Origin of the sequence: Providencia sp. PROV268 (assembly GCF_028477805.1) — a bacterium.
Taxonomy (GTDB): Bacteria; Pseudomonadota; Gammaproteobacteria; order Enterobacterales; family Enterobacteriaceae; genus Providencia; species Providencia stuartii.
The window spans coordinates 96,570-122,575 of the sequence record NZ_JAMPLW010000019.1; the positions used below are offsets into that span (position 1 = coordinate 96,570).

Genomic DNA, 26,006 nt, shown 5'->3' on the forward strand with positions numbered 1-26,006 from the left:
TATCATCTAAATTTATCGTGTTTAAGTCACTCAATTTATCGCTGCCGTGGTAATGGCTAGTGAAGAGTGAATTAAGGTATCAATATCAATGCTCGGGAGAAGAAATACCTTATGAGCCGTAAGCTTAATATTTCACTAGCTCAATTAAATTGGTTAGTTGGCGATATTGAAGGCAACTGTGAACGCATGTTGCAAGTTTTTGAAGAACAAAAGAATATCGCTGACATTGTTGTGTTCTCTGAGCTGTCACTCACGGGGTATCCACCGGAAGATCTTTTATTCCGTGCGGATTTTACCCAACGTTGTTTAGTGCAATTAGAACGCTTACAAAATGCGAGCACGGAAACAGCGATTGTTGTTGGTCACCCGTGGACAGAAGCGGGGAAAATGTATAACGCCCTCTCTTTTTTCTACCAAGGAAAACTCCTCACCCGCTATTTCAAACAAGAGCTGCCAAACTATGGTGTTTTTGATGAGCTTCGCTATTTCTCTGCGGGGGATAAAACCGGTGTGGTTGACTTTAAAGGTTACCGTATAGGCTTATTAATTTGTGAAGATATTTGGTTCGATGGGCCAGTGGATGCCGTTAAGCAAGCCGGTGCCGAACTATTGTTGACGATTAATGCCTCCCCATATGATCGTAACAAGGATCATAGTCGGAGTGATTTATTGGTAAGGCATTGCCAGCGTACACAATTACCTATCATCTATTTGAACCAAGTGGGCGGTCAGGATGAGTTAATTTTTGATGGTGGCTCTAAAGTGCTGGCGAGTGACGGTAAAATCACACATCAGCTGGTTGATTTTGATGAGCAAATCGTTAATTGCCAGTTTAATGAGTTATCCGCGGTACCGATGGAAAAGCTAGCACCAGCACTGTCACCAGTTGCACAGGTTTATCAAGGCTTGGTGATGGCAACTCGCGATTATATCAATAAAAATGGTTTTAATGGCGCTATACTCGGTTTATCCGGTGGGATTGATTCGGGATTAACAGTGGCAATAGCGGTGGATGCGATTGGCAAAGAACGCGTTCAGGCCGTGATGATGCCATTCCGCTATACCTCAGAAATGAGTATCCATGATGCCAAAGAGCAGGCTGAATTGCTTGGCGTTGAGTTTGATATTGTCTCAATCGAACCTATGTTTGATGCTTTTATGTCACAACTTCAACCAATGTTTGAAGGTACTGCTGTTGATACTACCGAAGAGAATTTACAGGCGCGTTGCCGTGCTGTTATTTTAATGGCGATGTCCAATAAGCGCCGTCGTTTAGTTTTAACGACCAGTAATAAAAGTGAATCTGCCGTTGGCTATTCAACCTTATATGGTGATATGGCGGGCGGTTTTGATGTCTTAAAAGATGTACCAAAGACATTGGTTTTTGAGTTAGCGAAATATCGTAATACGATCTCTCCTGCGATACCGCAACGTGTGATCGATAGGCCACCATCGGCGGAGCTGGCACCAGGGCAGCTCGATCAAGATAGCTTGCCGCCATACGATATTTTAGATGCGTTACTTGAAGCTTATGTGGAAAAAGATTATTCCGTGGCACAATTGATTGAGCAAGGCTTCGATGAAGCAACGGTTCATCGCGTTGTGCGTCTTGTCGATATTAACGAATATAAACGCCGTCAAGCGCCAGTTGGACCACGTATTACGGTGCGTAATTTCGGAAAAGATCGTCGTTATCCAATCACGTCAGGTTTTGGCCGTAAAAACTGGTCATAACAGGAATTATTTATGAAAAAAATTGATGCAATTATTAAGCCTTTTAAGCTGGATGATGTCCGAGAAGCGTTAGCGGAAGTGGGGATCACTGGGATGACGGTAACAGAAGTCAAAGGTTTTGGTCGTCAAAAAGGTCATACCGAGCTTTATCGTGGCGCCGAATATATGGTGGACTTCCTGCCTAAAGTCAAAATTGAAATTGTTGTGCCCGATGATATTGTCGAAAGCTGCGTAGAAACTATTATGCAGACGGCACAAACTGGCAAAATTGGTGATGGCAAAATTTTTGTCTACGATGTTGCTCGCGTGATCCGTATTCGTACTGGTGAACAGGACGAAGAGGCGATTTAATTTCCATGCTTTTTTCGCGGCTCTAGTCACATTTCAAGGGAGCCGCACCATCGACCCCTACTTAATACGCATTATTTAGGGAATGGTCGTGGGGCAAACATCATGGAATAGCTTAGTCATTATTTAATAAAAAGCGGTAACGGCATAAACACAGGAATGGGATTAAAAGAGTGTTTAGTATGCAAAACCGTTACCGCGAATTTTAAATAGGTTATTTAAAATTAATTTAAAGGTAGAACTTTATGAGGGCCAAAGCACTCATAATGAATATTCTCTGCTGAAACGCCCATCTCAATCAGTTGTTTAGCGATGTATTGCATAAAGCCAACTGGACCACAGAAATAGAACTGCATATTTGGAACGTCTAACCACGCTTTAACCTGCGAAAGATCCATTAAGCCACTAAATTGATAATCAAATCCTTGTTTATCTTCTGCACGTGGCTGATTAAACCAAACAGCGGATTGGCTATGTGGATGGTGAGCAAGGTGTTTATTTACCTCATGATGGAACGCATGAACGGCACCATTTTCGGCGGCATGTAGCCAGTTAACTTGTGCTTCATGGCCTTCCTGAGTTAATGAATTGAGCATGCTCAGCATCGGTGTTAAACCGACACCCGCAGAAATGAGAGTGACAGGGGTTTTATTATCGATATCAATAAAGAAATCACCGCATGGTGGCGCTAAATGAACAATATCACCTTCATTTAAGTTTTGGTGAATATAATTGGAGACAACACCATTATCTTCACGTTTAACGGCAATACGATAACTACGACCATTTGGTGCTGTGGTCAGTGAATATTGGCGAATTTCTTGGTTAGTTAGGCTGTCATCATTGATATAAATAGTGATGTATTGGCCTGGACGATAATCTGCGACAGGCTGACCATCGACAGGGACAAACTCAAAGCTTGTGATCACATCACTTTGCGCCTGTTTAGCCGCAACACGGAATTCACGTAAACCTTCCCAGCCCCCTGTTTTATCTGCATTTTGGCGGTAAATTTCTGCTTCACGATTGATAAAAATATCAGCAAGGACACCATAAGCTTTACCCCAAGCATCTAACACTTCTTGCCCTGGGTTGAGTAACTCATCGATAGCAGCCAATAAATTTTCCCCGACAATAGGGTAGTGTTCAGGTTTGATATTCAAGCTTGCATGTTTTTGTGCGATTTTTTCTACAGCAGAAATCAATGCTTCGGGCGTCTCAATATGTGTTGCATACGCGCAAACCGCATTAAATAAGGCTTCACGTTGTGAGCCGTTACTTTGATGCGTCATGTTAAAAATATCTTTCAGCTCAGGATGTTGTTTGAACATTCTGTCGTAGAAGTGAGCAGTTAGTTTGGGACCCGTTGCAGCAATGGCTGGGATAGTGGATTTAACAATAGCGATAGTTTGGCTGTCTAGCATACAGGCTCTCCTGAAATAATTTCATTCGATGATGAATTTTATAACATGTATTTTAAATGCAATTTATAACTTTTAACACACAAAGTAAATAGGTCTATTATAAAAAGAGTTTAAAAATAGAAACTTTATAAAAGAGTCACCCAATAAATAGGATTTAATCTTTTAGCAATGCGAATATGTCTGATTTTATCTTGGTATGCTTGATAGTCTTTTATGACTGAGAAAATTTATGCAAACGTTTGCGTATATTTTTTCTTTAGGGCTATCACCCTGAAGAAAAAGAGTTTACACTGTGTGCTATTGCGATAGTTTTGTTATCAACTTATTGAATGGCTGAGGCAGGAGAAGCGAATGTTAAAGCGTGAAATGAATATTGCAGATTATGATCCACAACTGTGGGAAGCAATGGAACAAGAAGTCGTCCGTCAAGAAGAACACATTGAGTTAATTGCTTCAGAAAACTATACCAGTCCACGAGTGATGCAAGCTCAGGGATCTCAGCTAACGAATAAATATGCAGAAGGCTACCCAGGCAAACGCTATTACGGTGGTTGTGAGTATGTTGACGTTGTCGAGCAATTAGCTATCGATCGTGCAAAAGCGCTGTTTGGTGCAGATTATGCTAACGTACAACCTCATTCAGGTTCACAGGCTAATGCGGCTGTTTATATGGCGTTGCTGCAACCGGGTGATACCGTATTGGGTATGAACCTTGCTCATGGTGGTCACTTGACCCATGGTTCACCAGTCAACTTCTCTGGCAAACTTTATAACATCGTTCCTTACGGTATCGATGAAAGCGGAAAAATCGACTACGAAGATATCAAAGCACAAGCATTGAAACATAAGCCAAAAATGATCATCGGTGGTTTCTCTGCATATTCTGGTATTGTTGATTGGGCTAAAATGCGTGAAATCGCAGATAGCATCAATGCTTATCTATTCGTTGATATGGCTCACGTTGCGGGTCTAATCGCAGCAGGCGTCTATCCTAACCCAGTTCCACACGCACATATCGTTACTACAACGACCCATAAAACATTAGCTGGCCCTCGTGGTGGTCTGATTTTGGCGAAAGGTGGTGACGAAGAACTGTACAAAAAATTGAACTCAGCCGTCTTCCCTGGCTCTCAAGGTGGCCCGTTAATGCATGTTATTGCAGGTAAAGCGGTCGCATTGAAAGAAGCGATGGAACCTGAATTTAAAGTTTATCAACAACAAGTTGCGAAAAATGCGAAAGCAATGGTAGAAATTTTCCAACAACGCGGTTATAAAGTAGTGTCCGGTGGCACAGAGAACCATCTGTTCTTAGTGGATCTGGTTGATAAAGGTATTACAGGTAAAGATGCTGACGCTGCATTGGGTCGTGCAAACATTACGGTGAATAAAAACAGCGTACCTAACGACCCGAAAAGTCCATTTGTTACCTCTGGTATCCGCATTGGTACGCCAGCGATCACACGTCGTGGCTTTAATGAAGGCGATGCACGTGAACTGGCTGGTTGGATGTGCGATGTTCTGGATAACCTCAATGATGAAGCGACCATTGAACGTATCAAACAAAACGTATTGAATATCTGCGCAAAATACCCAGTTTACGCATAAAATAAAATTAATTTAGTTTCAAAACCCGCTTCTACACTTTGGTAAAAGCGGGTTTTTTGCATTGAAAAACAAGGAGGAGTGATGGTAATTCCATCAACTCGCTGGCTAGCGATTGATTATTTTACCTATTTTTTCGCTTACAGTATTTTTCTACCATTCTGGCCAATTTGGCTACAAGGTGAAGGTATTGATGCTGAAATGAGCGGGGTGTTATTAGGGATTGGGTTAGCTGCGCGTTTCCTTGGTGCAATGTTTATTACACCGATGGTTAAAGATCAATCCAAACTCATTAACGCATTAAGAATATTGGCAGGATTGTCTCTACTCTTTGCTGTTGCCTTTTCCTTTGGTTCCCATTGGGCATGGCTATTTTTTGTCATGACTGGGTTTAACTTATTTTTTGCGCCATTAGTGCCACTCGGTGACTCGCTGGCAGGAACATGGCAAAAGCAGTTTCCCTTTGATTATGGCAAAATTAGGCTTTGGGGCTCCGTCGCTTTTATTATTGGCTCCATAGCGATGGGATATTTCGCCGATATATTAGGTCATCAATCCATTATGGTGGCTTTAATTATTAGCTGCTTAGCTTTATTACTCACGGCAATGTTAACGCCTGCAATTATGCCTAAAGGCATACCTAAAGTTGCAGGAGAAGATAAACTCTCATTTAGACAACTCATTGCAGATAAAAACGTAGTGACGTTCCTAATTTGTGTCACCTTGTTGCAAGGTGCACATGCTGCATATTATGGCTATGCCTCTTTATTTTGGAAGGAAGCAGGCTATTCTGACATCGTTATAGGTCGCCTCTGGGCACTTGGCGTTGTTGCTGAAGTTGTGGTTTTTATGTTGAGTAACAAACTATTTCGTCGTTGGAGTTCACGAAATCTACTTTTGCTATCTGCCATCAGCGGCATCATTCGTTGGGGGCTAATGGGGGCATTTACCTCACTACCAGTCCTTATTGTTGTTCAGATATTGCACAGTGGAACCTTTACCGTATGCCACCTCGCTGCAATGCGTTTTATCAGTGCTCGAAAAGAAAATGAAATTATTCCATTACAAGGTGTTTATTCAGCATTAGCAACAGGGGGCGGTTTAGCTATCATCACTGTTGTGGTGGGGGCTATCTATGAGCGTGTGCCAGACAATCACGGTTTAGTCTTTTATTTAATGGCATTATTGGCGATCCCTGCTTTGTTTATTAGACCGAAAGTTGTAGCACAATCATAAGGTTAATTTGGGTTTGTTCCTAAATATCAGGGTTAGATATATATATGAAGTGAATGAACAATCCAAAATCACTAACAAGAAGGCATTTTGGTGGTGTAATCGATAGTAAAAAACGTGACACTAAAATGCTTTCTATCAAATTGAGTTATCTTATGGTGGGTTATATGAGAGGGGAGAATTAAAGGCATTGGGGGAAGCCCCAACACCTTTATTAAATCATTAACGTTTCAGTGACTCGGATAATTCTTCACGCATCACAGATAAAATCTCTTTAACAATGCGTGGGCTACCCGCAACAATATTACCTGAAGCTAAGTAATTATGGTTGCCAACAAAATCCGTCATAATACCGCCAGCTTCACGCATGATCAGTTCACCACCTAAGAAATCCCATGGTTTTAAACCAATTTCATAGTAAGCATCGACACGACCCGCAGCGACGTAACACAAGTCAAGAGCCGCTGAGCCTGTACGGCGGAAGTCTGCACAGCTCTCAAACATTTTGCTCATGATGTTCATGAACACAACGGCGTGCTGTTTTTGCTTAAAGGGGAAACCGGTTGCCACGATCGCGCCATCGAGTTCGCGAGCATCGGCACCACGTAGGCGATAACCATTTAATTGTGCGCCTTGACCACGAACAGCGGTAAATAACTCGTTACGCATAGGATCGTAAACAGCGGCGACTTCTGTACGGCCTTTAATACGAACCGCGATAGAAACAGCAAAGTGAGGGAAACGTTTTGTGAAGTTAGTGGTGCCATCCAGTGGATCGATTACCCATTGAATATCATCTTCTTTACCAAGTAACTCACCACTTTCTTCAGTAATGATAGTGTGGTCAGGATAAGATTTACGGATGACCTCGATAATTAAATGTTCTGCTTCACGGTCAACGTTGGTGACGAAATCGTTAGAGCCTTTTTGAGTGATTTGAACATTGTCAGGCGTTTCATAGCTTTTTGCTATGTGGTTGCCAGCCTTACGCGCAGCACGTATGGCGATATTTAGCATCGGATGCATGGGCTTTTTCCACTGGAATGTTAAAGAACGAAAAACTTTGAGTGGGCGGATTATATAGATGTTCGTCACAATAAGCAATTTTGTGTTAGACTCTTGCGATTATTTTTTAGAAAAACGACTAAACCATGTTAGACAATATCCGCATTATCCTTGTTGAGACCTCACACACTGGCAATATGGGCTCTACTGCTAGAGCCATGAAAACCATGGGTTTATCCAACCTTTATCTCGTTAATCCACAAGTACAGCCTGACTCGCATGCGATTGCGCTTTCTGCAGGAGCCAGCGATGTTATTGGCAATGCCACGATAGTCAATTCATTGGATGAAGCTCTAGAAGGGTGTAAATTAGTCATTGGCACGAGCGCGCGCTCTCGGACACTTTCTTGGCCGATGGTTGCACCGCGTGAATGTGGCGAAAAATCAGTGATGCAAGCGAAAACGGCGCCTGTTGCCATAATTTTTGGCCGTGAGCGTATTGGGCTGACCAATGAAGAGTTGCAAAAATGCCAATACCATCTTTATATACCTACCAATCCTGAATATGGTTCATTAAACCTTGCGATGGCGGTTCAGTTGGTCAGTTACGAAATTCGCATGGCCTATTTAGCCCTAGAGGAAAAAAACGCAGTGAACTCGGAGGAGGATGGGGTAGAATATCCGCCGGTAGAAGATATTGAGCGTTTTTATGTGCATCTTGAAAGTGTGTTGAATGAATCAGGGTTTATTCGTAAGGCGCATCCAGGCCTAATTATGAATAAATTGAGACGTTTATACACCCGTGCACACATTGAAACTCAGGAGCTACATATTTTACGTGGTATCCTGACTTCAATGGAAAAATGGGCAAAAAAATGAGTTATCACTCCGTGAAAAATACTTGAGTAAATTAGTCAGGTAAATAGTTGACTAAATTAGTCGGGAATGTCACAATTGGGCAATATTTTACCACGGAGTATATGTTATGAGACTCACTTCCAAAGGGCGTTATGCAGTAACGGCGATGTTAGATGTCGCATTACACTCTCAGACAGGGCCTGTACCTTTAGCTGATATTTCTGAGCGTCAGGGAATTTCCCTCTCTTATCTTGAGCAACTTTTCGCTCGTCTACGCAAAAACGAGCTTGTTTCGAGTGTTCGTGGCCCAGGTGGTGGTTATTTGCTAGGCCGTGATGCTGATCAAATTTTTGTTGCTCAAGTAATTGCCGCGGTTGATGAATCTGTTGATGCGACACGTTGTCAAGGCAACAAAGAAGGTTGTCAAAATGGTGACCGTTGTCTAACGCATGCGCTGTGGCGTGATTTGAGCGATAGGATCACAAGCTTCCTAAGCAGCATTAGCCTTGATGAATTAGTGAAAAATCAAGAAGTCATAGATGTCGCCGATAGACAAGATAACGAAAAACGTCGGGCAACATTAGGTGGTCTTTCACCTGAAACGATTATTAATGTCCGTGCTTAATTATATAATATTTTAATAAATTGCAGTTGATACACAAAATGATGGGGTTCGAATGAATGATCATCATAGGTATCGTTAGAAAATGAAGACAATTTTGTCTTTTGGAGTAAGTGAGCAATGAAATTACCGATTTATCTTGATTATTCAGCAACAACACCCGTTGACCCACGTGTTGCTGAAAAAATGATGCAATGTCTAACAATGGACGGCATTTTTGGTAACCCCGCTTCGCGCTCTCACCGTTTTGGGTGGCAAGCAGAAGAGGCCGTTGATATTGCACGTAATCAAATCGCAGAATTGGTGAATGCCGATCCACGCGAAATTGTCTTTACTTCAGGTGCAACAGAATCTGATAACTTAGCTATCAAAGGTGCCGCTAATTTCTATCAAAAGAAAGGCAAGCACATTGTCACTTGTAAAACAGAGCACAAAGCAGTTTTAGACACCTGCCGCCAGCTTGAGCGTGAAGGGTTTGAAGTGACTTACCTTGCACCACAAAGCAATGGTTTGATTGACCTGAAAGATTTAGAAGCTGCTTTACGCGACGATACTATCCTTGTTTCTATTATGCATGTGAATAATGAAATTGGTGTCGTTCAAGATATCGCAGCCATCGGTGAAATGTGCCGTAGCCGCAACATTATTTTCCATGTCGACGCCACTCAAAGCGTTGGTAAACTCCCTATCGACCTGTCCACTCTGAAAGTGGATTTGATGTCATTCTCTGCACATAAACTGTATGGCCCTATGGGTATCGGTGCTTTGTATGTGCGTCGTAAACCACGTGTTCGCCTTGAAGCTCAACAACACGGTGGTGGTCATGAGCGTGGTATGCGTTCTGGTACATTACCTGTCCATCAAATCGTTGGGATGGGTGAGGCTTACCGTATCGCAAAAGAAGAAATGGCTGAGGAGTCAGCACGCTTACGTAAACTGCGCATGCGTCTTTGGAATGGCATTAAAGATATTGAAGAAGTTTACCTCAATGGTGATTTAGAGAACGGTGCTCCACACATTCTGAATGTCAGCTTCAACTATGTTGAAGGTGAATCGCTGATGATGTCTCTTAAAGATTTAGCGGTATCATCTGGCTCTGCATGTACTTCTGCAAGCCTAGAACCTTCTTATGTTCTACGTGCCCTTGGAATGAATGATGAACTTGCTCACAGTTCTATTCGTTTTTCTTTAGGTCGCTTTACAACAGAAGAAGAAATTGACTATGCAATCAAACAGATTCATGGCGCAATTGGCCACTTACGTGAACTGTCTCCTTTATGGGAAATGTTCAAAGACGGCGTAGATCTTAACAGCATCGAATGGTCTCACCATTAATCAGACAGTTTCAGGAGTTTAAAAATGGCATATAGTGAAAAAGTCATCGATCATTATGAAAATCCACGTAATGTGGGTTCATTCGACAATAACGACCCAAGCGTAGGTAGCGGGATGGTTGGCGCGCCAGCTTGTGGTGATGTGATGAAACTGCAAATCAAAGTAAATGATAATGGAATCATCGAAGATGCGCGTTTCAAGACTTACGGCTGTGGCTCAGCAATAGCTTCAAGTTCACTTGTCACTGAGTGGATGAAAGGTAAAAGCTTAGATGAAGCCGAAGCGATTAAAAATACAGCTATCGCTGAAGAGCTAGAATTACCACCAGTGAAAATTCACTGTTCGATTCTTGCTGAAGATGCAATTAAAGCAGCCATTGCGGATTATAAAAGCAAACGCCAAGGCAAATAAGGCTTTAATTCCGGCTAATGGGCACATGGACATAAATAACTAAAATCCGTGTGATGAAAACATCGGTCGGTATAATTGATTAATTTTTAAGGCGGATGCTACCAATTAGTGAGTATCTGCCTTGTTTGTTTCTATAGTGAGGTTCGCAATGTCTATTTCTCTAACAGAAAGTGCTGCGCAACGTATTCAAGCTTTCCTCGCAAGCCGTGGTAAAGGTGAAGGTTTACGCCTTGGTGTCAGAACATCAGGTTGCTCAGGCATGGCCTATATTCTCGAATTTGCAGATATTATCAATGAAGAAGATACCGTTTTTGAAGATAAAGGTGTCAAAGTGATCGTTGATGGTAAAAGCATTGTCTACTTAGACGGTACTGAGCTAGATTTTGTCAAAGAAGGCTTAAATGAAGGTTTTAAATTCAATAACCCCAATGTCAGCAGTGAGTGCGGTTGTGGTGAAAGCTTTCACGTATAATGTCTTTTTATAGGCAATATTTTTAACTAATGCATTTCGTGGCTCCTGACACCTATCGAAAGCGAATATTCGCGCTGATTATTTAACATTGTGAGTGAGTTTTGATAGCTAACTAGACGAAGTGCATGAGTGCGTCAGTTCGAGAAACTAAGTACTTATGGATTATTTTACTCTTTTTGGGTTAACGCCCAACTATGCGATCGATAATGAACAATTAACGCAACGTTTTCAATCGCTACAGCGCCAATACCATCCAGATCGCTTTGCTGCCTGTACGGAACAGGAAAAAATGCAAGCGCTTCAACAAGCGGCAACGATCAATGCGGCTTACCAAGCTCTTCGTCATCCACTAAAACGTGCCGAATATATGTTATTACTACAAGGGATTGATATTAATAACGAACAACATACTATGCACGACACTGCATTCTTAATGGAGCAATTAGAGCTACGAGAAGAGCTCGATAATATTGAGCACCATAATAATGCGACTGATTTGCTTACAGCGTTCATGACGAAAGTAAAACAAATGCAAAAAACACGTTCCGCATTGATGGTTGAGCAACTCGATAGTGCACAGTGGGAATTGGCGGCAGATACGGTACGTAAATTGCGTTTTCTCGATAAATTACAGCAACAAGCTGAACAACTCGAAGAACGTTTACTGGATGATTTTTAAGAGAAACGATTATGGCTTTACTTCAAATCAGCGAACCAGGCATGACAGCCGCACCACATCAACGTAAATTGGCGGCGGGGATTGATCTTGGTACGACTCACTCTTTGGTCGCCACGGTACGTAGCGGTGAAGCAACGGCTTTACCTGATCATGATGGGCGTTATTTACTACCATCGGTCGTCAATTATCAATCCGATAATAAACAAGTGGGCTGGGCGGCAAAACAGCTAGCAGAGCGTGACCCTGTTAATACCATTATTTCGGTAAAAAGAATGATGGGGCGTTCATTGGCTGACATCCAACAACGTTATCCCGACCTACCTTATCGTTTCACTGCTAGTGAAAATGGGCTTCCTTTTATTCAAACGGCGGCAGGGCAAGTTGATCCGATCCAAGTTTCTTCAGATATTTTAAAAACGCTAGCAAAGAGAGCGGAAGAAACATTAGGCGGAGAAATGGATGGTGTCGTGATCACCGTACCCGCTTATTTCGATGACGCACAACGCCAAGGAACAAAAGATGCAGCCCGCCTTGCCGGTTTACATGTTCTCCGTTTATTAAATGAACCGACAGCGGCGGCTATTGCCTATGGTCTTGATTCAGGCCAAGAAGGGGTCATCGCTGTTTATGATTTAGGAGGCGGAACATTTGATGTTTCTATTTTGCGCCTAAGTCGTGGTGTGTTTGAAGTCCTTGCTACAGGGGGCGATACCGCACTGGGCGGCGATGATTTTGACCAAGCATTAGCCAAATGGATTGCCGAGCAAGCAGGTATTCAGACACAAGGTGACCACCATTTAAATCGTCAATTACTGAATGCTGCAACCGAAGCGAAAATCGCACTTAGTGAGGCTGAAACCGCACAAATTTCATTGCCACAATGGCAAGGAGAAATTCAGCGTGAGGTGTTTGAACAGTTAATACAAAACCATGTGAAACGCACATTAATGGCCTGCCGTCGTGCATTGAAAGATGCACAAGTAGATGCTGATGACGTGTTAAATGTGGTGATGGTTGGTGGCTCTACCCGCGTACCTTTAGTCAGAAATAAGGTTGGTGAATTTTTTGGTAAACAACCATTAACTTCGATTGATCCTGACAAAGTAGTAGCCATTGGTGCTGCCATCCAAGCTGATATTTTAGTGGGCAATAAGCCTGATAGTGACATGTTGCTGTTAGATGTTATCCCATTGTCGTTAGGTCTTGAAACGATGGGGGGATTAGTCGAAAAAATTATCCCTCGTAATACCACGATACCTGTAGCACGTGCCCAAGAGTTTACGACGTTTAAAGACGGACAAACAGCGATGTCTGTGCATGTGGTACAAGGTGAGCGTGAAATGGTTTCAGATTGCCGTTCATTAGCACGTTTTTCATTACGCGATATTCCGCCAATGGCTGCTGGTGGTGCTCATATTCGTGTCACTTTCCAAGTGGATGCGGATGGCTTGTTAAGCGTCAGTGCAATGGAAAAATCGACGGGAGTAGCCGCTTCTATTCAGGTGAAGCCCTCATATGGGTTAACTGATACTGAAATTTCAAGCATGATTAAAGATTCAATGACTAATGCGCAAGATGATTTAAATGCGCGCCGTTTAGCGGAACAAAAAGTTGAAGCAGCAAGAGTGCTTGAGAGTTTGACTAGTGCATTAGAGCAAGATGCTAATCTATTGACTCCCGACGAAGAGTCAGCGATTGATAATGCCGTCAATATATTAATTGAAGCAGTAGAAGGCACAGACCCTACTGCTATTGAAAATGCCATTAAACAACTGGATAAGCAATCACAGGGGTTTGCGGCGCGTCGAATGGATGCTTCTATTCGCCAAGCGCTATCAGGCCAATCTGTGGATGAGATATAATTATGCCTAAAATAGTTTTTCTACCTCATACAGAATTATGTCCGGAAGGTGCAGTTGTTGATGCACAACAGGGCGAGTCAATTTTAAATGCAGCATTGCGAGTTGGCATTGAACTTGAACATGCATGTGAAAAATCATGTGCTTGTACAACTTGTCACTGTATTGTTCGCGAAGGCTTTGATTCTCTCGAAGAGAGCAGCGAATTAGAAGATGACATGCTGGATAAGGCATGGGGATTAGAACCAGAAAGTCGCTTAAGCTGCCAAGCTTTGGTCGCTGACGAAGATTTGGTTGTTGAGATCCCAAAATATACAATTAATCACGCTCGTGAGCATTAATACTGATATAATCCGCTGTGTGGGGAAGCAAATATGAGCCTTAAATGGTCGAATAGCCGAGAAATCGGTGAAGCACTGTACGATGCGTATCCTGATTTGGATCCAAAAACTGTGCGCTTTACGGATATGCACCAATGGATTTGTGAATTAGAAGAGTTCGACGATGATCCACAAAAATCCAACGAGAAAATCTTAGAAGCCATTTTATTGGTTTGGTTGGATGAGTTCGAATAATTTTCAAATTTGATAGATAAACCGGGCAACTCGTCCGGTTTTTATTTATGAGCACTATCTTGATACCTATTTGGCCGTGAATCGGTTAAGTTACTTCTATCAGCGACTGATTTAGACAAGAGCTGCCTGTAAAAAACAGATACAGATAAAGTGGGAGAAACGATGACAAAACAAATTATGTCAGTAATGATTTCATTTGAAGCCGCGGCACCTTGTTGGGGTGAAGGGGCGTTAGTGAGTTCTGGCGATAAAGGAATAACTATTCATTTAAAGCATCCGGGTAAGTTGTGCGCGGTACAAAGTGCAGGGCGTAAATTGGATAGCCAAGGTATTCGTAATGTTTCTTTAACGGGTGAAGGTTGGGATCTAGAAAAAAGTTGGGCATTTTGGCAAGGTTTCCGTGCACCAAAAGGGGCAAGAACAATAGAGTGGCCAGTTTTGCCAGAAGCGGATCGCCAAGAATTAGAAAACCGTATCCGTACAATTGATTGGGTACGCGATGTGATCAATGCGCCAGCGGATGAGTTAGGGCCAGAGCAACTGGCGCAACGTGCGATTGATTTGTTGTGTCATATTAATGCTGAGGATATCAGTTACCGTATCATTAAAGGTGATGATCTACTTGAGCAAGGCTATGCAGGTATTCATACGGTAGGTCGTGGTTCAAGCCGTGCACCTGCTTTATTAGCGTTAGATTATAACCCTACAGGTAACCCACACGCGGCTGTTTTTGCCTGCTTAGTTGGGAAAGGGATCACATTTGATTCAGGTGGCTATAGTATCAAACCTTCATCATCCATGAACTCAATGAAAGCAGATATGGGTGGGGCAGCAACGCTGGTTGGTTCTCTGGCACTCGCTATTAATCGTGGTCTGAAAAAACGCGTTAAATTGTTCCTTTGCTTGGCTGACAATATGGTTAGCAGCAATGCCTTTAAATTAGGTGATATCATCCGTTACCGCAATGGCAAGTCTGTTGAAGTGATGAACACAGATGCAGAAGGTCGTTTAGTTTTGGCTGATGGCTTGATTGATGCAAGTAAAGAGCAACCATCGCTGATTATTGATGCGGCAACTTTAACGGGGGCTGCAAAAACCGCAGTTGGCAACGACTATCATTCAGTGCTTAGCTTTGATGATAAACTGGTTGCTGAGCTTATGGATGCTTCAAATGAAGAGTTTGAACTGTTTTGGCGCTTACCGCTGGCTGAATTCCACCGCCAGCAATTGCCGTCGGGGTTTGCAGACCTAAATAACATTGCTGCACCATCCCATACAGCAGGTGCAAGTACCGCAGCCGCATTCCTATCCCATTTTGTTGAGAATTATCGTCAAAACTGGGTGCATATTGATTGTTCAGCAACGTACCGTAAATCACCAGTGAGCCTGTGGGCTGAAGGTGCAACGGGAATTGGTGTAAGAACGATAGCAAACTTACTGATGAAAAAAGCAGGCTAAAAAGTTTTATCTTAATAAACATTAGCGGGGACGAAGGGGGCGACTTTTCGTGCCCGTTTTTTTATTATAGGGTTAATTATTTTTCTATGAGGCATAAGCATGTCGCAGCAATCCGAATCGAATAAACCTTTTAGTAACGATAACAATATCGAATTTACTGAGTTGGTTATTCCTCAAGGGGCATCGTTAAAATTAAGCGCACTTGAAGAAGAGCCTGAAGCATTAGTAGAGGTCTTAACTGAATGTTTTAAACAGCATAAGGTGGTACGCCGTGCCTTTTTAGTATCTGCCCAAGAAGAAAACCAAGAGGGTGATGAAGCTATTTTAATGGTGGCATTAGAGTTTGTGCCAGGAACTGAGAATATCGATGAGATTATTCATCAAGCGGGAACATTAGCGTGTGAATATTTAGACGATAATGAGTCCATTGATTTTTGTTTAGTTAATGAAGCAGAAAAGGGTATTAGCCATTTTATTACCGAACATATTCAACCTTTCTATCAACGTAAGTTAGGCAGTTGGTTACGTGATTCAATCCCAATTAAAAACACCAAATAAGCTTCTGCAGTGGGTTAGTGGCCCACTGTGGGGTAGTTATCCCTCATTAAACCAATAGCTTAAATAACCTAAGCAGCGAGCGTCATTACATATAGCGTTTCAGAATCATGCTATTTTTCAGAGAAACTTTTGTCGTGAGTTAATTGAGCGACTAATGACCTTTTCAGTATTGAGATGATAGGTTTGTCATGTAATGACAAATAGTAGGGTACATCGTCCATATTGATGGTTAAATAGTTTAAAGTCATAAATATTGCTGTGTCGATAACGATATGGCTAGTGTGAGTGTAGTCAGTAACGACTTAATATATGACGAGTTATAGTGGTCATTTAAAATACGATGCTCCCTTCTAAGGCAATCACCAAAATCGCCTGCAAATAAATATCACAATGATTTTTATAGGTCTGCTTAGATAAGGTTCGCTAATGAAGAAAGTACAACGACACTCAGCTCACGATGCGGCATTTAAAGGTTTCATGGCGCAAATAGAAAATGCTAAAGATTTTTTTCATTTTCATTTACCAGAGCATATTCATGCATTATGTGATTTTGAAACATTAACTCTCACTAATTCTTCTTTCATAGACAAACAATTGCGTTCACGATTATCAGATGTGTTGTATTCAGTTCAAACGACAGAAGGAGAAGGGTATATTTACTTACTCGTCGAACATCAATCTTCACCAGACAAATTGATGGCATGGCGATTAATGCATTATGCATTTTTAGCGATGAATCAGCATTTGCAACAAGGGCATAAGAACTTGCCGCTAGTGGTACCTGTTTTGTTTTATCACGGGGAGAGTTCACCTTATCCATATTCACAATTATGGACTGACTGTTTTCCTCTCGCGGATGTGGCTAATAACTTGTACACACGTTCTTTTCCTTTAGTCGATGTCACGGTTATTGATGATAATGAAATTGTTAATTATCGTAAGGTTGCAATTATGGAATTGGCTATGAAACATAAGCATTTGCGGGAGGAAAGTGAGCATGTGATCTCCCTATTGGCTCAAGCGCTCAATAATCACTATAATACTGATAGCGATGTCATCACTATTCTCAACTATCTATTTTTTACGATGGATGCAGAAAATGTTGAGAAAATAGTCCAACAGTTGAGTGAAAAAACTGAAAAGCATCAAGAGGTTATTATGAATATTGCACAACGTTTGCAAGATAAAGGTGTAAAAGCAGGCTGGGAAAAAGGGCATCAACAAGGTCTGGAAGAGGGCATTGAAAAAGGCATTGAAAAAGGTATTGAAAAAGGCAAACATGAGGCAAATCTTGCCACCGCTAGAACACTTTTAAAAAATGGAATTAGCCTTGAGTTAATTATGGAAAGTACAGGGCTAAGCCAAGAAGAACTTATTTCCCTCCAGTGATGTGACAGGTGCCCTGCTTTGTTGATGTGAAGGGCTCTATTTTTTCTTTGTATCTTACAAAATCATCACAACACCGCCTACAGATACATTAATGGATTATCTTATGTGCGTTAATATCTGTTTTATCTGTACTGATGCCTAAAATAGTTAGGGTTTTTTCCGCTTTGTCTTATAGGTACTAATCGCACAATCTGTTAAATTGTGTAACCGATTTACGCACTATCTCAGTCTTTGCTTATTTTAACATCCAGCCAAGATTTCTGTAGCTTCCAACTTATAGATGGAAGTAAAAGCACCATATATTAACTATAAAAGGAAGAATCGGTCATGAATCAACATATTCGTTGGGCTTCATTGGCGGGTCTAAAAACAAAAAAACGTTATATTGTAGCAGCATTAGCCTCAGTTATTGCACTAACAGGTTGTGATAATTCAGACAACACAAATAGTAAAGAAAACAGCGTCGTAGCCGAAAAAAGTGCAACGACAGAAAAAGTGATTCAAACGGCACCGTTAGCGGCGGCAAAGGGAGCTACGCCGAAATTATCAGCAGCTGAAATGATGAAGCGCTATGCGGGTAAAGAGTTAACTATTCTTGATGCCTCTGAGTTGCAACTAGATGGGGCAAGCGCAATGGTTGTCACCTTCTCTGTGCCGCTATATGAGGAGCAAGATTTTAGTCAATATTTAAACTTAGTTGATGTGAAATCAGGAAAATTGGATGGTGCTTGGGAACTATCCGATAATAAAATGGAGTTACGTTTTCGTCACTTACCGCCATCAAGAGAGTTAAATCTCACAGTAAATACAGGGATTAAGGCGATAAATGGGCGTACGATAGAGCAACCATTTGAGAAAAAACTGCAAACAGCACAGATTATCCCAACTGTTGGTTTTGCAAGCAAAGGCTCCTTATTACCGAGCAAAGTAGCACAAGGATTGCCCGTTATTGCGCTGAATGTAGATAAAGTCGATGTGAATTTTTTCCGTATTGACGAAAAGCAATTACCACAATTTCTATCAATGTGGCAATACCGTAGTAACTATGAATATTGGTATTCAGAAGAGTTTCTCAATAAAACCGAACTTGCTTATACAGGACGCTTTGACCTCAATCCTGATAAAAACACTCGCCAAACCGTTTTACTACCTTTAAAAGATATTAAAGAGCTACAGCAAGACGGCGTCTACCTAGCTATCATGCAAAAAGCGGGTAGCTACAGTTATCAGTTCCCTGCAACAGTATTCACCCTGAGTGACATAGGGGTCTCACTGCATAGCTATCAAGATCAGGTTGATGTTTTTACGCAATCACTCGCAAAAGGTTCAGCCCTTAAAGGCGTTGAGCTGCGTATCCTTGATGAAAAAGGTCAATTGGTTAACCAAGCGACTACTGATAGCGAGGGGCATGCCAAATTAGATAAATTGGCGGGTGGAAAATTATTGCTAGCGACCCTTGATGGGCAAACGAGCATGATTGACCTCACTCAACCTGCTTTAGACCTGTCTGAATTTGATATTTCAGGCCCTACTGGATACGCAAAACAATTTTTTGTGTTTGGGCCACGTGACTTATATCGCCCAGGTGAACTGTTATTGGTTAATGGGTTATTACGCGACGGTGATGGAAATCCACTTAAAGCGCAACCTGTTAAAGTGGATGTTTTAAAAACGGATGGACAGGTTGTTAGAAGTTTTGTGTGGCAACCTGAGAAAGACCATGATGGTTTGTATCAATACCAGTATGAAATTCCTCAATCAGCGGAAACGGGGGGCTGGTCATTACGCTTTGATTTAGGTGACGGGTCACCACTACGTTACTATAAATTCAATGTTGAAGACTTTATGCCTGAACGCATGGCATTAGATGTCACTACAAAAGATAAACCTATTTTGAATAATCAGCCTGTTGAGTTTGATATTCAAGGCCGCTATTTATATGGTGCACCCGCCGCGGGTAATGAACTTCAAGGGCAAATATTTATTCGTCCTGATCGTGAAGCCGTAGCTAAATTACCTGGATTTGAATTTGGTTTTGCGAGCGAAGAAGGGTTGCAACGTAAGCTTGATGAATTCGATTTAACGCTAGATGATACGGGTGAAACCGCCATTAGTGTGCCACAAAGTAATTGGGAATCTTTACGCTCCCCAATAAAAGTTATTGCGCAAGTTAGTCTATTGGAGGCGGGCGGGCGTCCGGTGACCCGTCGTGCTGAGCAAGCCGTATGGCCAGCAAGGGAGATGGTGGGTATTCGCCCATTATTCAATAAAAAGGAAATTTATGATTATCGAACTGACCGCTATGCCCAACGCTATAATGTTGATGAAAATTCTTTAGCGGAGTTTGAGCTTGTCTTTGCTGATGCTGCCGGAAATAAATTAGAGGCCAACAATTTAACTGCACGCCTAATTTATGAGCGTCGTGATTATTATTGGAATTGGTCTGAAAGTGGTGGTTGGACATCAAACTATGATCAAAAAGATTTAGTGATGGCCAATGAAAACATCAAGATTAGTCAAGGTCAGACAACAAAAGTCTCATTTCCTGTTGATTGGGGTGCCTTCCGTCTTGAGGTTATCAATGAAAATAACCAATTAGTCACCAGTCTACCGTTTTGGGCCGGTTATTCATGGCAAGACAATACGGGCGGTAATGGGGCTGTGCGCCCTGATCAAGTTAAGCTGAGTTTAAATAAACCGGCTTATTTACCGGGTGAAAAAGCAAAAGTTCGTGTGGAATCACCAAAAGCGGGTAAAGGTTATATTTTACTTGAATCAAGTAATGGTCCACTGTGGTGGCAAGAAATTGATGTTCCTGAAAAAGGAATGGAAATTGAGGTACCAGTGAATAAAGAGTGGGCTCGCCATGACCTATACATTACTGCGGTCGTTGTTCGTCCAGGAGATGACTCGAAAGAGGCAACGGTTAAGCGAGCGATTGGGGTACTTCATCTTCCGTTAGCGGATGAAAATCGCAAGATTGGATTAGCGCTCTCAGCACCAACCCAAATGCGTCCAAACCAAGACCTTATCGTTAAAGTGAAAGCGACGGCACAAGATGGCAAGCCATTACCTGAAAAAGTCAATGTATTGCTATCTGCTGTGGATACTGGCGTGTTGAACATTACTGATTTTAAAACGCCCGATCCGTATGACGCCTTCTTTGGTCGTAAACGTTACAGTGTCGATCAGTACGATGTGTACGGTCACCTCATTGAAGGCCAAGGTAAGTTAGCAAATTTACGTTTTGGTGGTGATGGTGAAGATACTTCATTAGATCGTGGTGGAATGAAGCCACTTACAGAAGTGCAAATCATTGCGGAACAGGCGGCACCTGTCACATTAGATAAAAATGGTGAAGGTGAAATTAGCTTACCGATCCCTGATTTTAATGGTGAGTTGCGCGTAATGGCTCAAGCATGGAATGAGAAGGATTTTGGTCATGCTGATAGTAAAGTCGTGGTAGCGGCGCCGCTTATCACTCAAATGTCGATGCCACGTTTTATGGCTGGTGGTGATAAATCTTACTTCTCATTAGATCTCACTAACACGACGGACAATACACAAAATGTGACAGTGACTTTTAAAGCCTCTGGAATGGTGAAATTAGAAGGAACCGCCACGAAAGAGCTAGCCTTAGTGAAAGGTAAACGTACAACGGTAACGTTGCCAGTTCGCGCGGATTATGGTTATGGTCAGGGTGAGGTTTCAATGACAATCAATGGTATTGATTTGCCAGATGAATCATTGAAAGCGTATAGCAATAGTTGGAAAGTTGGGGTTCGCCCTGCACAGCCTGCGGAAACGGTCTCTTATGCTGTTGCTATTGAGCCGGGTGAGCAATGGTCATTACCAACCGAGAATTTACAAGGTCTCTCCCCTAATACGCTCGAAGGTCAAGTTTTACTAACTAGCCGTCCACCATTGCAGATTGCCCGCTATATTCGTGAGCTATTTGCTTATCCATATGGCTGTCTTGAGCAGACAATCAGTGGCTTGTATCCATCGTTATACTCTTCACAAGCAGAGCTGAATAAGTTAGGTATAAAATCGCAGACAGATGATGACCGTCGCAAAGCCATTGAATTGGGGATCCCTCATTTATTAAGCATGCAACGTCCTGATGGTGGTTTCTCGTTATGGGATCGTAACGGTAGAGAAGAGTACTGGCTAACGGCATATGCTGCGGATTTCCTTAACCGAGCAAATCAGCGTGGTTATACGGTGCCGAAAGAGGCATTAACCAATGCTAATAGTCGTTTATTGAGCTATTTACAAGATGGTAATCAAATTAATTACCCCTATGTAGATGATCAATCAGCCGCACGTTTTGCAGCCCAAGCCTATGCGGGCTTAGTACTTGCAACACAGCAAAAGGCGCCTCTCGGAGCATTACGACAACTCTACTCAAGAAGTCAGGAAGCCAATAGTGGGTTGCCACTAGTACAGTTGGGTATCGCTTTAAATTTGATGGGCGATAAAACACGGGGTGATAATGTAATTGCTGATGGGTTGAAAAAGCAGCGAGCTCGTTACAGCTACAGTGGGGATTATGGCTCAATCATTCGTGATGATGCGATGATCGTTGCGTTACTGAATGAATACCAATTGATGACAAAAGCACGTGATCAAAAACTGCAAATGCTTTCAAACAACTTGGTATCTCAACAGTACTTCTCAACTCAAGAGAGCAATGCGCTGTACTTGGCGGGACGTTATTATGTGAATAATACAGAAACCCCATGGAAAGCGGTCATTAATGGTCAACAACCACCGATGACCTCAGATAAGCCTATCAATGAGTTTTTAACTAAAGAGCAGCTAAAAACAGGTTATAGTATCGAAAATACAGGAACGAACACGTTGTATGGCCAATTGAACGTAGTGGGTTATCCATTGTATACGCCAACACCAAGTTCGAATGTGTTGAATGTGAAACGAACCTATTTAGATCTGCAAGGTCGTCCAATTTCACTCGATCGTTTAAGAACAGGTGAAATGGTCGTGGTGAAATTAGAAGTTAATGCTTCACAAAGAGTACCTGATGCTTTAGTGGTTGATTTATTGCCTGCTGGCTTAGAGCTTGAAAACCAGAACTTAGCAAATAGTAGTGCTAATCTGAGTGAAACTGCGCCAAACTTGCAGGAAGTGATTGATGATATGCAACAATCACAAGTCAACCATATGGAATATCGGGATGATCGCTTTGTGGCAGCCGTTGAGGTTGAGCAATATAGACCGACAACATTAGTCTATTTGGCGCGTGCCGTGACACCGGGGGTATATTCTATCCCGGCTCCACAAGTGGAATCGATGTATGTTCCTGAATGGCGTGCGGTAGGTAAAGCTAACGGCCAATTAGAAGTCGTTCGTTAATCTTTAATCAGCCCTTATACTGGATGCGTGATGATTTCGGTATAAGGGCTATTTGTTTGCGGTATATCCATCTATGAAAAAAAGATTACGACGCGCTGGGTTGGTTTTGCTCTGCTTGGTGATTTTTTTGCCTCTTTTATTTTTGCTGGCAGATAAGATTTGGCCATTGCCGATAAAACAAGTTGAGATGGCGCGCACGGTCGTTGCCCAGGATGGTACACCACTTTGGCGTTTTGCGGATAAAGAAGGAATATGGCGTTACCCCGTAAAACTGGATCAAGTTTCCCCTGAGTTTATCGAAGCATTATTGACCTACGAAGATCGTCATTTTTATCAACATCCCGGTGTTAACCCATTTTCATTACTGAGAGCATTGTGGCAAGACGTCAGTTCAGGGCGCATTGTCTCTGGTGGAAGTACGATCTCAATGCAAGTTGCTCGGTTAGTCGATCCCCATGACCGCACCATAACAGGGAAATTGAAACAGTTATGGCGTACTGCACAACTTGAATATCACTATTCAAAAGATGAAATACTGGAAATGTATCTTAACCGAGCTCCCTATGGAGGGACGATTGAAGGTATCGGTGCGGCCAGTTGGGTCTATTTAAACAAAGCACCTGATAAATTAACCTCGGGTGAAGCGGCATTGTTTGCGGTGTTGCCACAAGCACCTAGTCGACTAAGGCCAGACCGTTACCCCGAAAGAGCGCAAGCTGCACGCGATAAAGTGCTCGATAGACTCGCGGAATATCAGGTGTGGCCAGCAGATAAAATTGAAGATATTAAACAAGAACAGATTTGGTTAGCGCCACGCAAAAATCCGAATTCTGCGCCTTTGTTGGCGCGCCGAGTTGTCAAGGATGCACAAGAAACGGTCATTGAAACCACCATTGATGCAGGGTTGCAGCGCCAATTGGAAGAGATGGCAATTAACTGGAAAAACCAGCTTCCTAAGCAGACATCGCTAGGAATATTGGTAGTTGATCATACTGATATGAGTGTGAAAGCTTATATTGGGTCAATCGATTTTCAAGATAATAGCCGTTTTGGTCATGTCGATATGATCACGGCTTGGCGCTCACCGGGGTCAACATTGAAACCCTTTTTATATGCTTTAGCGATGGATGATGGCTTGATCCACGCTGAATCTTTACTGCAAGATGTGCCTCGACGCTTCGATGATTATCGACCGGGGAACTTTGATAGCGGTTTTAATGGGCCTGTGAGTGTGAGTGACGCATTAGTCCGTTCACTGAATTTACCCGTAGTACAAGTGCTTGACGTTTACGGAAGTAAGCGTTTTACGGCGAAATTACGTAATGTGGGAACAGAATTACGTTTTCCTTTAGCTAGCGAACCTAATTTGTCGTTAATTTTAGGAGGCACTGCCGCTCGTATGGATGAGTTAGTTGCGGCTTATAGTGCTTTTGCTCGCCAAGGGAAAGTGTCGCCATTGCGCTATCGTCCAACAGACACAATACGTGATCGCCAATTAATGTCAGCGGGTGCGGCATGGATTATTCGGCGTATTATGGGTGGTGAAGCGCGCCCTGTTCCTGATAGTAGTTTGACCGCGCAAGTTAATTTAGCGTGGAAAACAGGTACTAGCTATGGTTATCGAGATGCTTGGGCTATCGGGGTAAATCCACGCTACACAATAGGAGTGTGGGTGGGGCGGCCCGATGGTACTCCTGTTGCCGGGCAATTAGGTTATGCGACCGCGATCCCCATTATGAATCAAGTGAATAATTTATTGTTAGGGCGTTTGTATCAATCGAATCAATTGATGCCAAAAGACACCAAGCCATCAACGGTCAGTCAAGCGATGATCTGTTGGCCTAGCGGCACTGTATTACCAGAAGGGGATAGTAATTGTCGGCAACGCCGTTTAAGTTGGATTTTAGATAATACGATCCCGCCAACATTAATGGCGAAAGATCAAGAATCATTATTGGGGTTACGTCAGAAAATATGGGTAAATGAACAAGGGTTGCAGGTTGCTCCTGATTGCTCTAATGCAGTGGAAAAAGAGGTTTATTTGTGGCCGATTACCTTAGAGTCTTGGTTACCACAGAGTGAAAAACGGATAAATCGTTTACCGCCAATCGACTCGTCCTGTCCTCCATTGCGTACGGAAACACCACCTTTGTTTATTTCGGGCATCCGTGATGGGGAAATTCTGCAACGGCTACCAGGAAAAACGAGTTTGGATGTGCGTCTAATGACACAAGGTGGGCAAGGGCAGCAATGGTGGTTTTTAAATGGTGAACAGATCCAAGAGACTGAGCACAATGGTAGCGTTTTACTGACCTTCGATAAGGCAGGAAACTATCAAATTTCGGTATTAGATCTTGGTGGGCAAGTCACGTCAGTTAATTTTAAAGTCAAGTAACAAATAAAAAGTGTGACTGAGTCAAAAAAATAGTGTTTTTTGCTATAAAAAGTTTAACAAAATGTTGATGTGACTGTAGGAAATTGTAATCGTAGCCCCTATAATCAACGCCTTAATTTCTGCTGCTCGTCATCAGAAGATAAACAATATAAAAAACTACAACTGACATCTACTTTGTGTTTTGATTAACATGAAAGTTAAGAATACAAAAGTAAAAGTCACGATATCGCTAAGAGGTTATTTATGACGGTTCAACGTACATTTTCTATTATTAAACCAAACGCAGTGAAGAAAAATGCTATTGGTGCAATCTATAATCGTTTTGAAAGCGCTGGTTTTTCAATCGTTGCCGCCAAAATGTTGCATTTGACTCGTGAGCAAGCAGAAGGTTTCTACGCAGAGCACAAAGGCCGCCCTTTCTTTGAAGGTCTGGTTGAATTCATGACTTCTGGTCCAATTATGCTGCAAGTACTAGAAGGCGAGAACGCAGTTCAACGTCACCGTGACCTAATGGGTGCAACTAATCCAGATAATGCACTGGCAGGTACTCTACGTGCTGACTATGCAGACAGCTTCACTGAGAATGCGGTTCACGGTTCAGATTCTGTTGAATCAGCAAACCGCGAAATCGCGTATTTCTTCACTGAAGACGAAATCTGCCCACGCTAATTGGT

General features: G+C 42.3%; 21 protein-coding genes. 19 read left to right on the forward strand and 2 right to left on the reverse strand.

Annotated features, from left to right (window positions below):
- Positions 1–111 precede the first annotated feature (111 nt).
- Together PR699_RS14720 and glnB are read left to right on the forward strand one after the other, a co-directional pair.
- A complete protein-coding gene (locus PR699_RS14720) occupies positions 112–1,734 on the forward strand; it encodes an NAD+ synthase (RefSeq protein WP_014656326.1) in 1,623 nt (540 codons plus the stop codon).
- A 12-nt stretch (positions 1,735–1,746) separates the two neighbouring features.
- Positions 1,747–2,085, forward strand: a complete 339-nt coding sequence (gene glnB, locus PR699_RS14725) for a nitrogen regulatory protein P-II (protein ID WP_004921424.1) — start codon at positions 1,747–1,749, stop codon at positions 2,083–2,085.
- Between the two features lie 221 nt (positions 2,086–2,306).
- On the opposite strand, the gene hmpA is transcribed toward glnB, so the two are convergent.
- Positions 2,307–3,506: an NO-inducible flavohemoprotein gene (gene hmpA / locus PR699_RS14730; RefSeq protein ID WP_004921414.1), complete on the reverse strand. Its 1,200-nt coding sequence runs from the start codon at positions 3,504–3,506 to the stop codon at positions 2,307–2,309.
- Positions 3,507–3,857: 351 nt separating this feature from the next.
- On the opposite strand from hmpA, the gene glyA reads away from it, so the two are divergent.
- Entirely contained in the window at positions 3,858–5,111 is a 1,254-nt protein-coding gene (gene glyA / locus PR699_RS14735; RefSeq protein ID WP_004921412.1) for a serine hydroxymethyltransferase, read from the forward strand.
- An 81-nt stretch (positions 5,112–5,192) separates the two neighbouring features.
- A complete protein-coding gene (locus PR699_RS14740; protein ID WP_004921405.1) occupies positions 5,193–6,344 on the forward strand; it encodes a 3-phenylpropionate MFS transporter in 1,152 nt (383 codons plus the stop codon).
- A gap of 219 nt (positions 6,345–6,563) precedes the next feature.
- Here PR699_RS14740 and suhB read toward each other — a convergent pair whose 3' ends face one another.
- Positions 6,564–7,367: an inositol-1-monophosphatase gene (gene suhB, locus PR699_RS14745; RefSeq protein ID WP_004921404.1), complete on the reverse strand. Its 804-nt coding sequence runs from the start codon at positions 7,365–7,367 to the stop codon at positions 6,564–6,566.
- A 125-nt stretch (positions 7,368–7,492) separates the two neighbouring features.
- Here suhB and trmJ point away from each other — a divergent pair, with 125 nt between their 5' ends.
- From trmJ to ndk, 15 genes are all read left to right on the forward strand, one after another.
- Entirely contained in the window at positions 7,493–8,224 is a 732-nt protein-coding gene (gene trmJ, locus PR699_RS14750) for a tRNA (cytosine(32)/uridine(32)-2'-O)-methyltransferase TrmJ (protein WP_014656324.1), read from the forward strand.
- A gap of 106 nt (positions 8,225–8,330) precedes the next feature.
- Positions 8,331–8,828, forward strand: a complete 498-nt coding sequence (gene iscR, locus PR699_RS14755; RefSeq protein WP_004921396.1) for a Fe-S cluster assembly transcriptional regulator IscR — start codon at positions 8,331–8,333, stop codon at positions 8,826–8,828.
- Positions 8,829–8,945: 117 nt separating this feature from the next.
- Positions 8,946–10,160, forward strand: coding sequence for an IscS subfamily cysteine desulfurase (locus PR699_RS14760; protein ID WP_014656323.1), 1,215 nt, complete (start codon positions 8,946–8,948; stop codon positions 10,158–10,160).
- A gap of 24 nt (positions 10,161–10,184) precedes the next feature.
- The gene (gene iscU / locus PR699_RS14765) at positions 10,185–10,571 is read left to right on the forward strand and encodes a Fe-S cluster assembly scaffold IscU (protein WP_004921389.1); all 387 of its coding nucleotides are present in this window, start codon (positions 10,185–10,187) and stop codon (positions 10,569–10,571) included.
- Positions 10,572–10,719: 148 nt separating this feature from the next.
- Complete coding sequence (gene iscA / locus PR699_RS14770) at positions 10,720–11,043, forward strand: iron-sulfur cluster assembly protein IscA (protein WP_004921385.1); 324 nt, start codon at positions 10,720–10,722, stop codon at positions 11,041–11,043.
- A gap of 157 nt (positions 11,044–11,200) precedes the next feature.
- Positions 11,201–11,722 (forward strand): co-chaperone HscB, encoded by a 522-nt coding sequence (hscB, locus tag PR699_RS14775; protein WP_004921381.1) that lies wholly within the window; start codon positions 11,201–11,203, stop codon positions 11,720–11,722.
- Between the two features lie 11 nt (positions 11,723–11,733).
- Positions 11,734–13,584, forward strand: coding sequence for a Fe-S protein assembly chaperone HscA (gene hscA / locus PR699_RS14780; RefSeq protein WP_014656322.1), 1,851 nt, complete (start codon positions 11,734–11,736; stop codon positions 13,582–13,584).
- 2 nt (positions 13,585–13,586) lie between these two features.
- The gene (gene fdx, locus PR699_RS14785) at positions 13,587–13,922 is read left to right on the forward strand and encodes an ISC system 2Fe-2S type ferredoxin (protein ID WP_004921377.1); all 336 of its coding nucleotides are present in this window, start codon (positions 13,587–13,589) and stop codon (positions 13,920–13,922) included.
- Between the two features lie 33 nt (positions 13,923–13,955).
- Entirely contained in the window at positions 13,956–14,156 is a 201-nt protein-coding gene (gene iscX / locus PR699_RS14790; RefSeq protein WP_004921376.1) for a Fe-S cluster assembly protein IscX, read from the forward strand.
- 162 nt (positions 14,157–14,318) lie between these two features.
- Positions 14,319–15,614, forward strand: a complete 1,296-nt coding sequence (pepB, locus tag PR699_RS14795) for an aminopeptidase PepB (RefSeq protein WP_014656321.1) — start codon at positions 14,319–14,321, stop codon at positions 15,612–15,614.
- Between the two features lie 99 nt (positions 15,615–15,713).
- Positions 15,714–16,172, forward strand: a complete 459-nt coding sequence (locus tag PR699_RS14800) for an enhanced serine sensitivity protein SseB C-terminal domain-containing protein (protein WP_014656320.1) — start codon at positions 15,714–15,716, stop codon at positions 16,170–16,172.
- 426 nt (positions 16,173–16,598) lie between these two features.
- Positions 16,599–17,561 (forward strand): Rpn family recombination-promoting nuclease/putative transposase, encoded by a 963-nt coding sequence (locus tag PR699_RS14805; RefSeq protein ID WP_014656319.1) that lies wholly within the window; start codon positions 16,599–16,601, stop codon positions 17,559–17,561.
- A 327-nt stretch (positions 17,562–17,888) separates the two neighbouring features.
- Entirely contained in the window at positions 17,889–22,937 is a 5,049-nt protein-coding gene (locus PR699_RS14810) for an alpha-2-macroglobulin (RefSeq protein ID WP_014656318.1), read from the forward strand.
- A 73-nt stretch (positions 22,938–23,010) separates the two neighbouring features.
- Positions 23,011–25,332 (forward strand): peptidoglycan glycosyltransferase PbpC, encoded by a 2,322-nt coding sequence (gene pbpC / locus PR699_RS14815; RefSeq protein ID WP_014656317.1) that lies wholly within the window; start codon positions 23,011–23,013, stop codon positions 25,330–25,332.
- Between the two features lie 243 nt (positions 25,333–25,575).
- A complete protein-coding gene (gene ndk, locus PR699_RS14820) occupies positions 25,576–26,001 on the forward strand; it encodes a nucleoside-diphosphate kinase (RefSeq protein WP_004921360.1) in 426 nt (141 codons plus the stop codon).
- Positions 26,002–26,006: the final 5 nt, after the last annotated feature.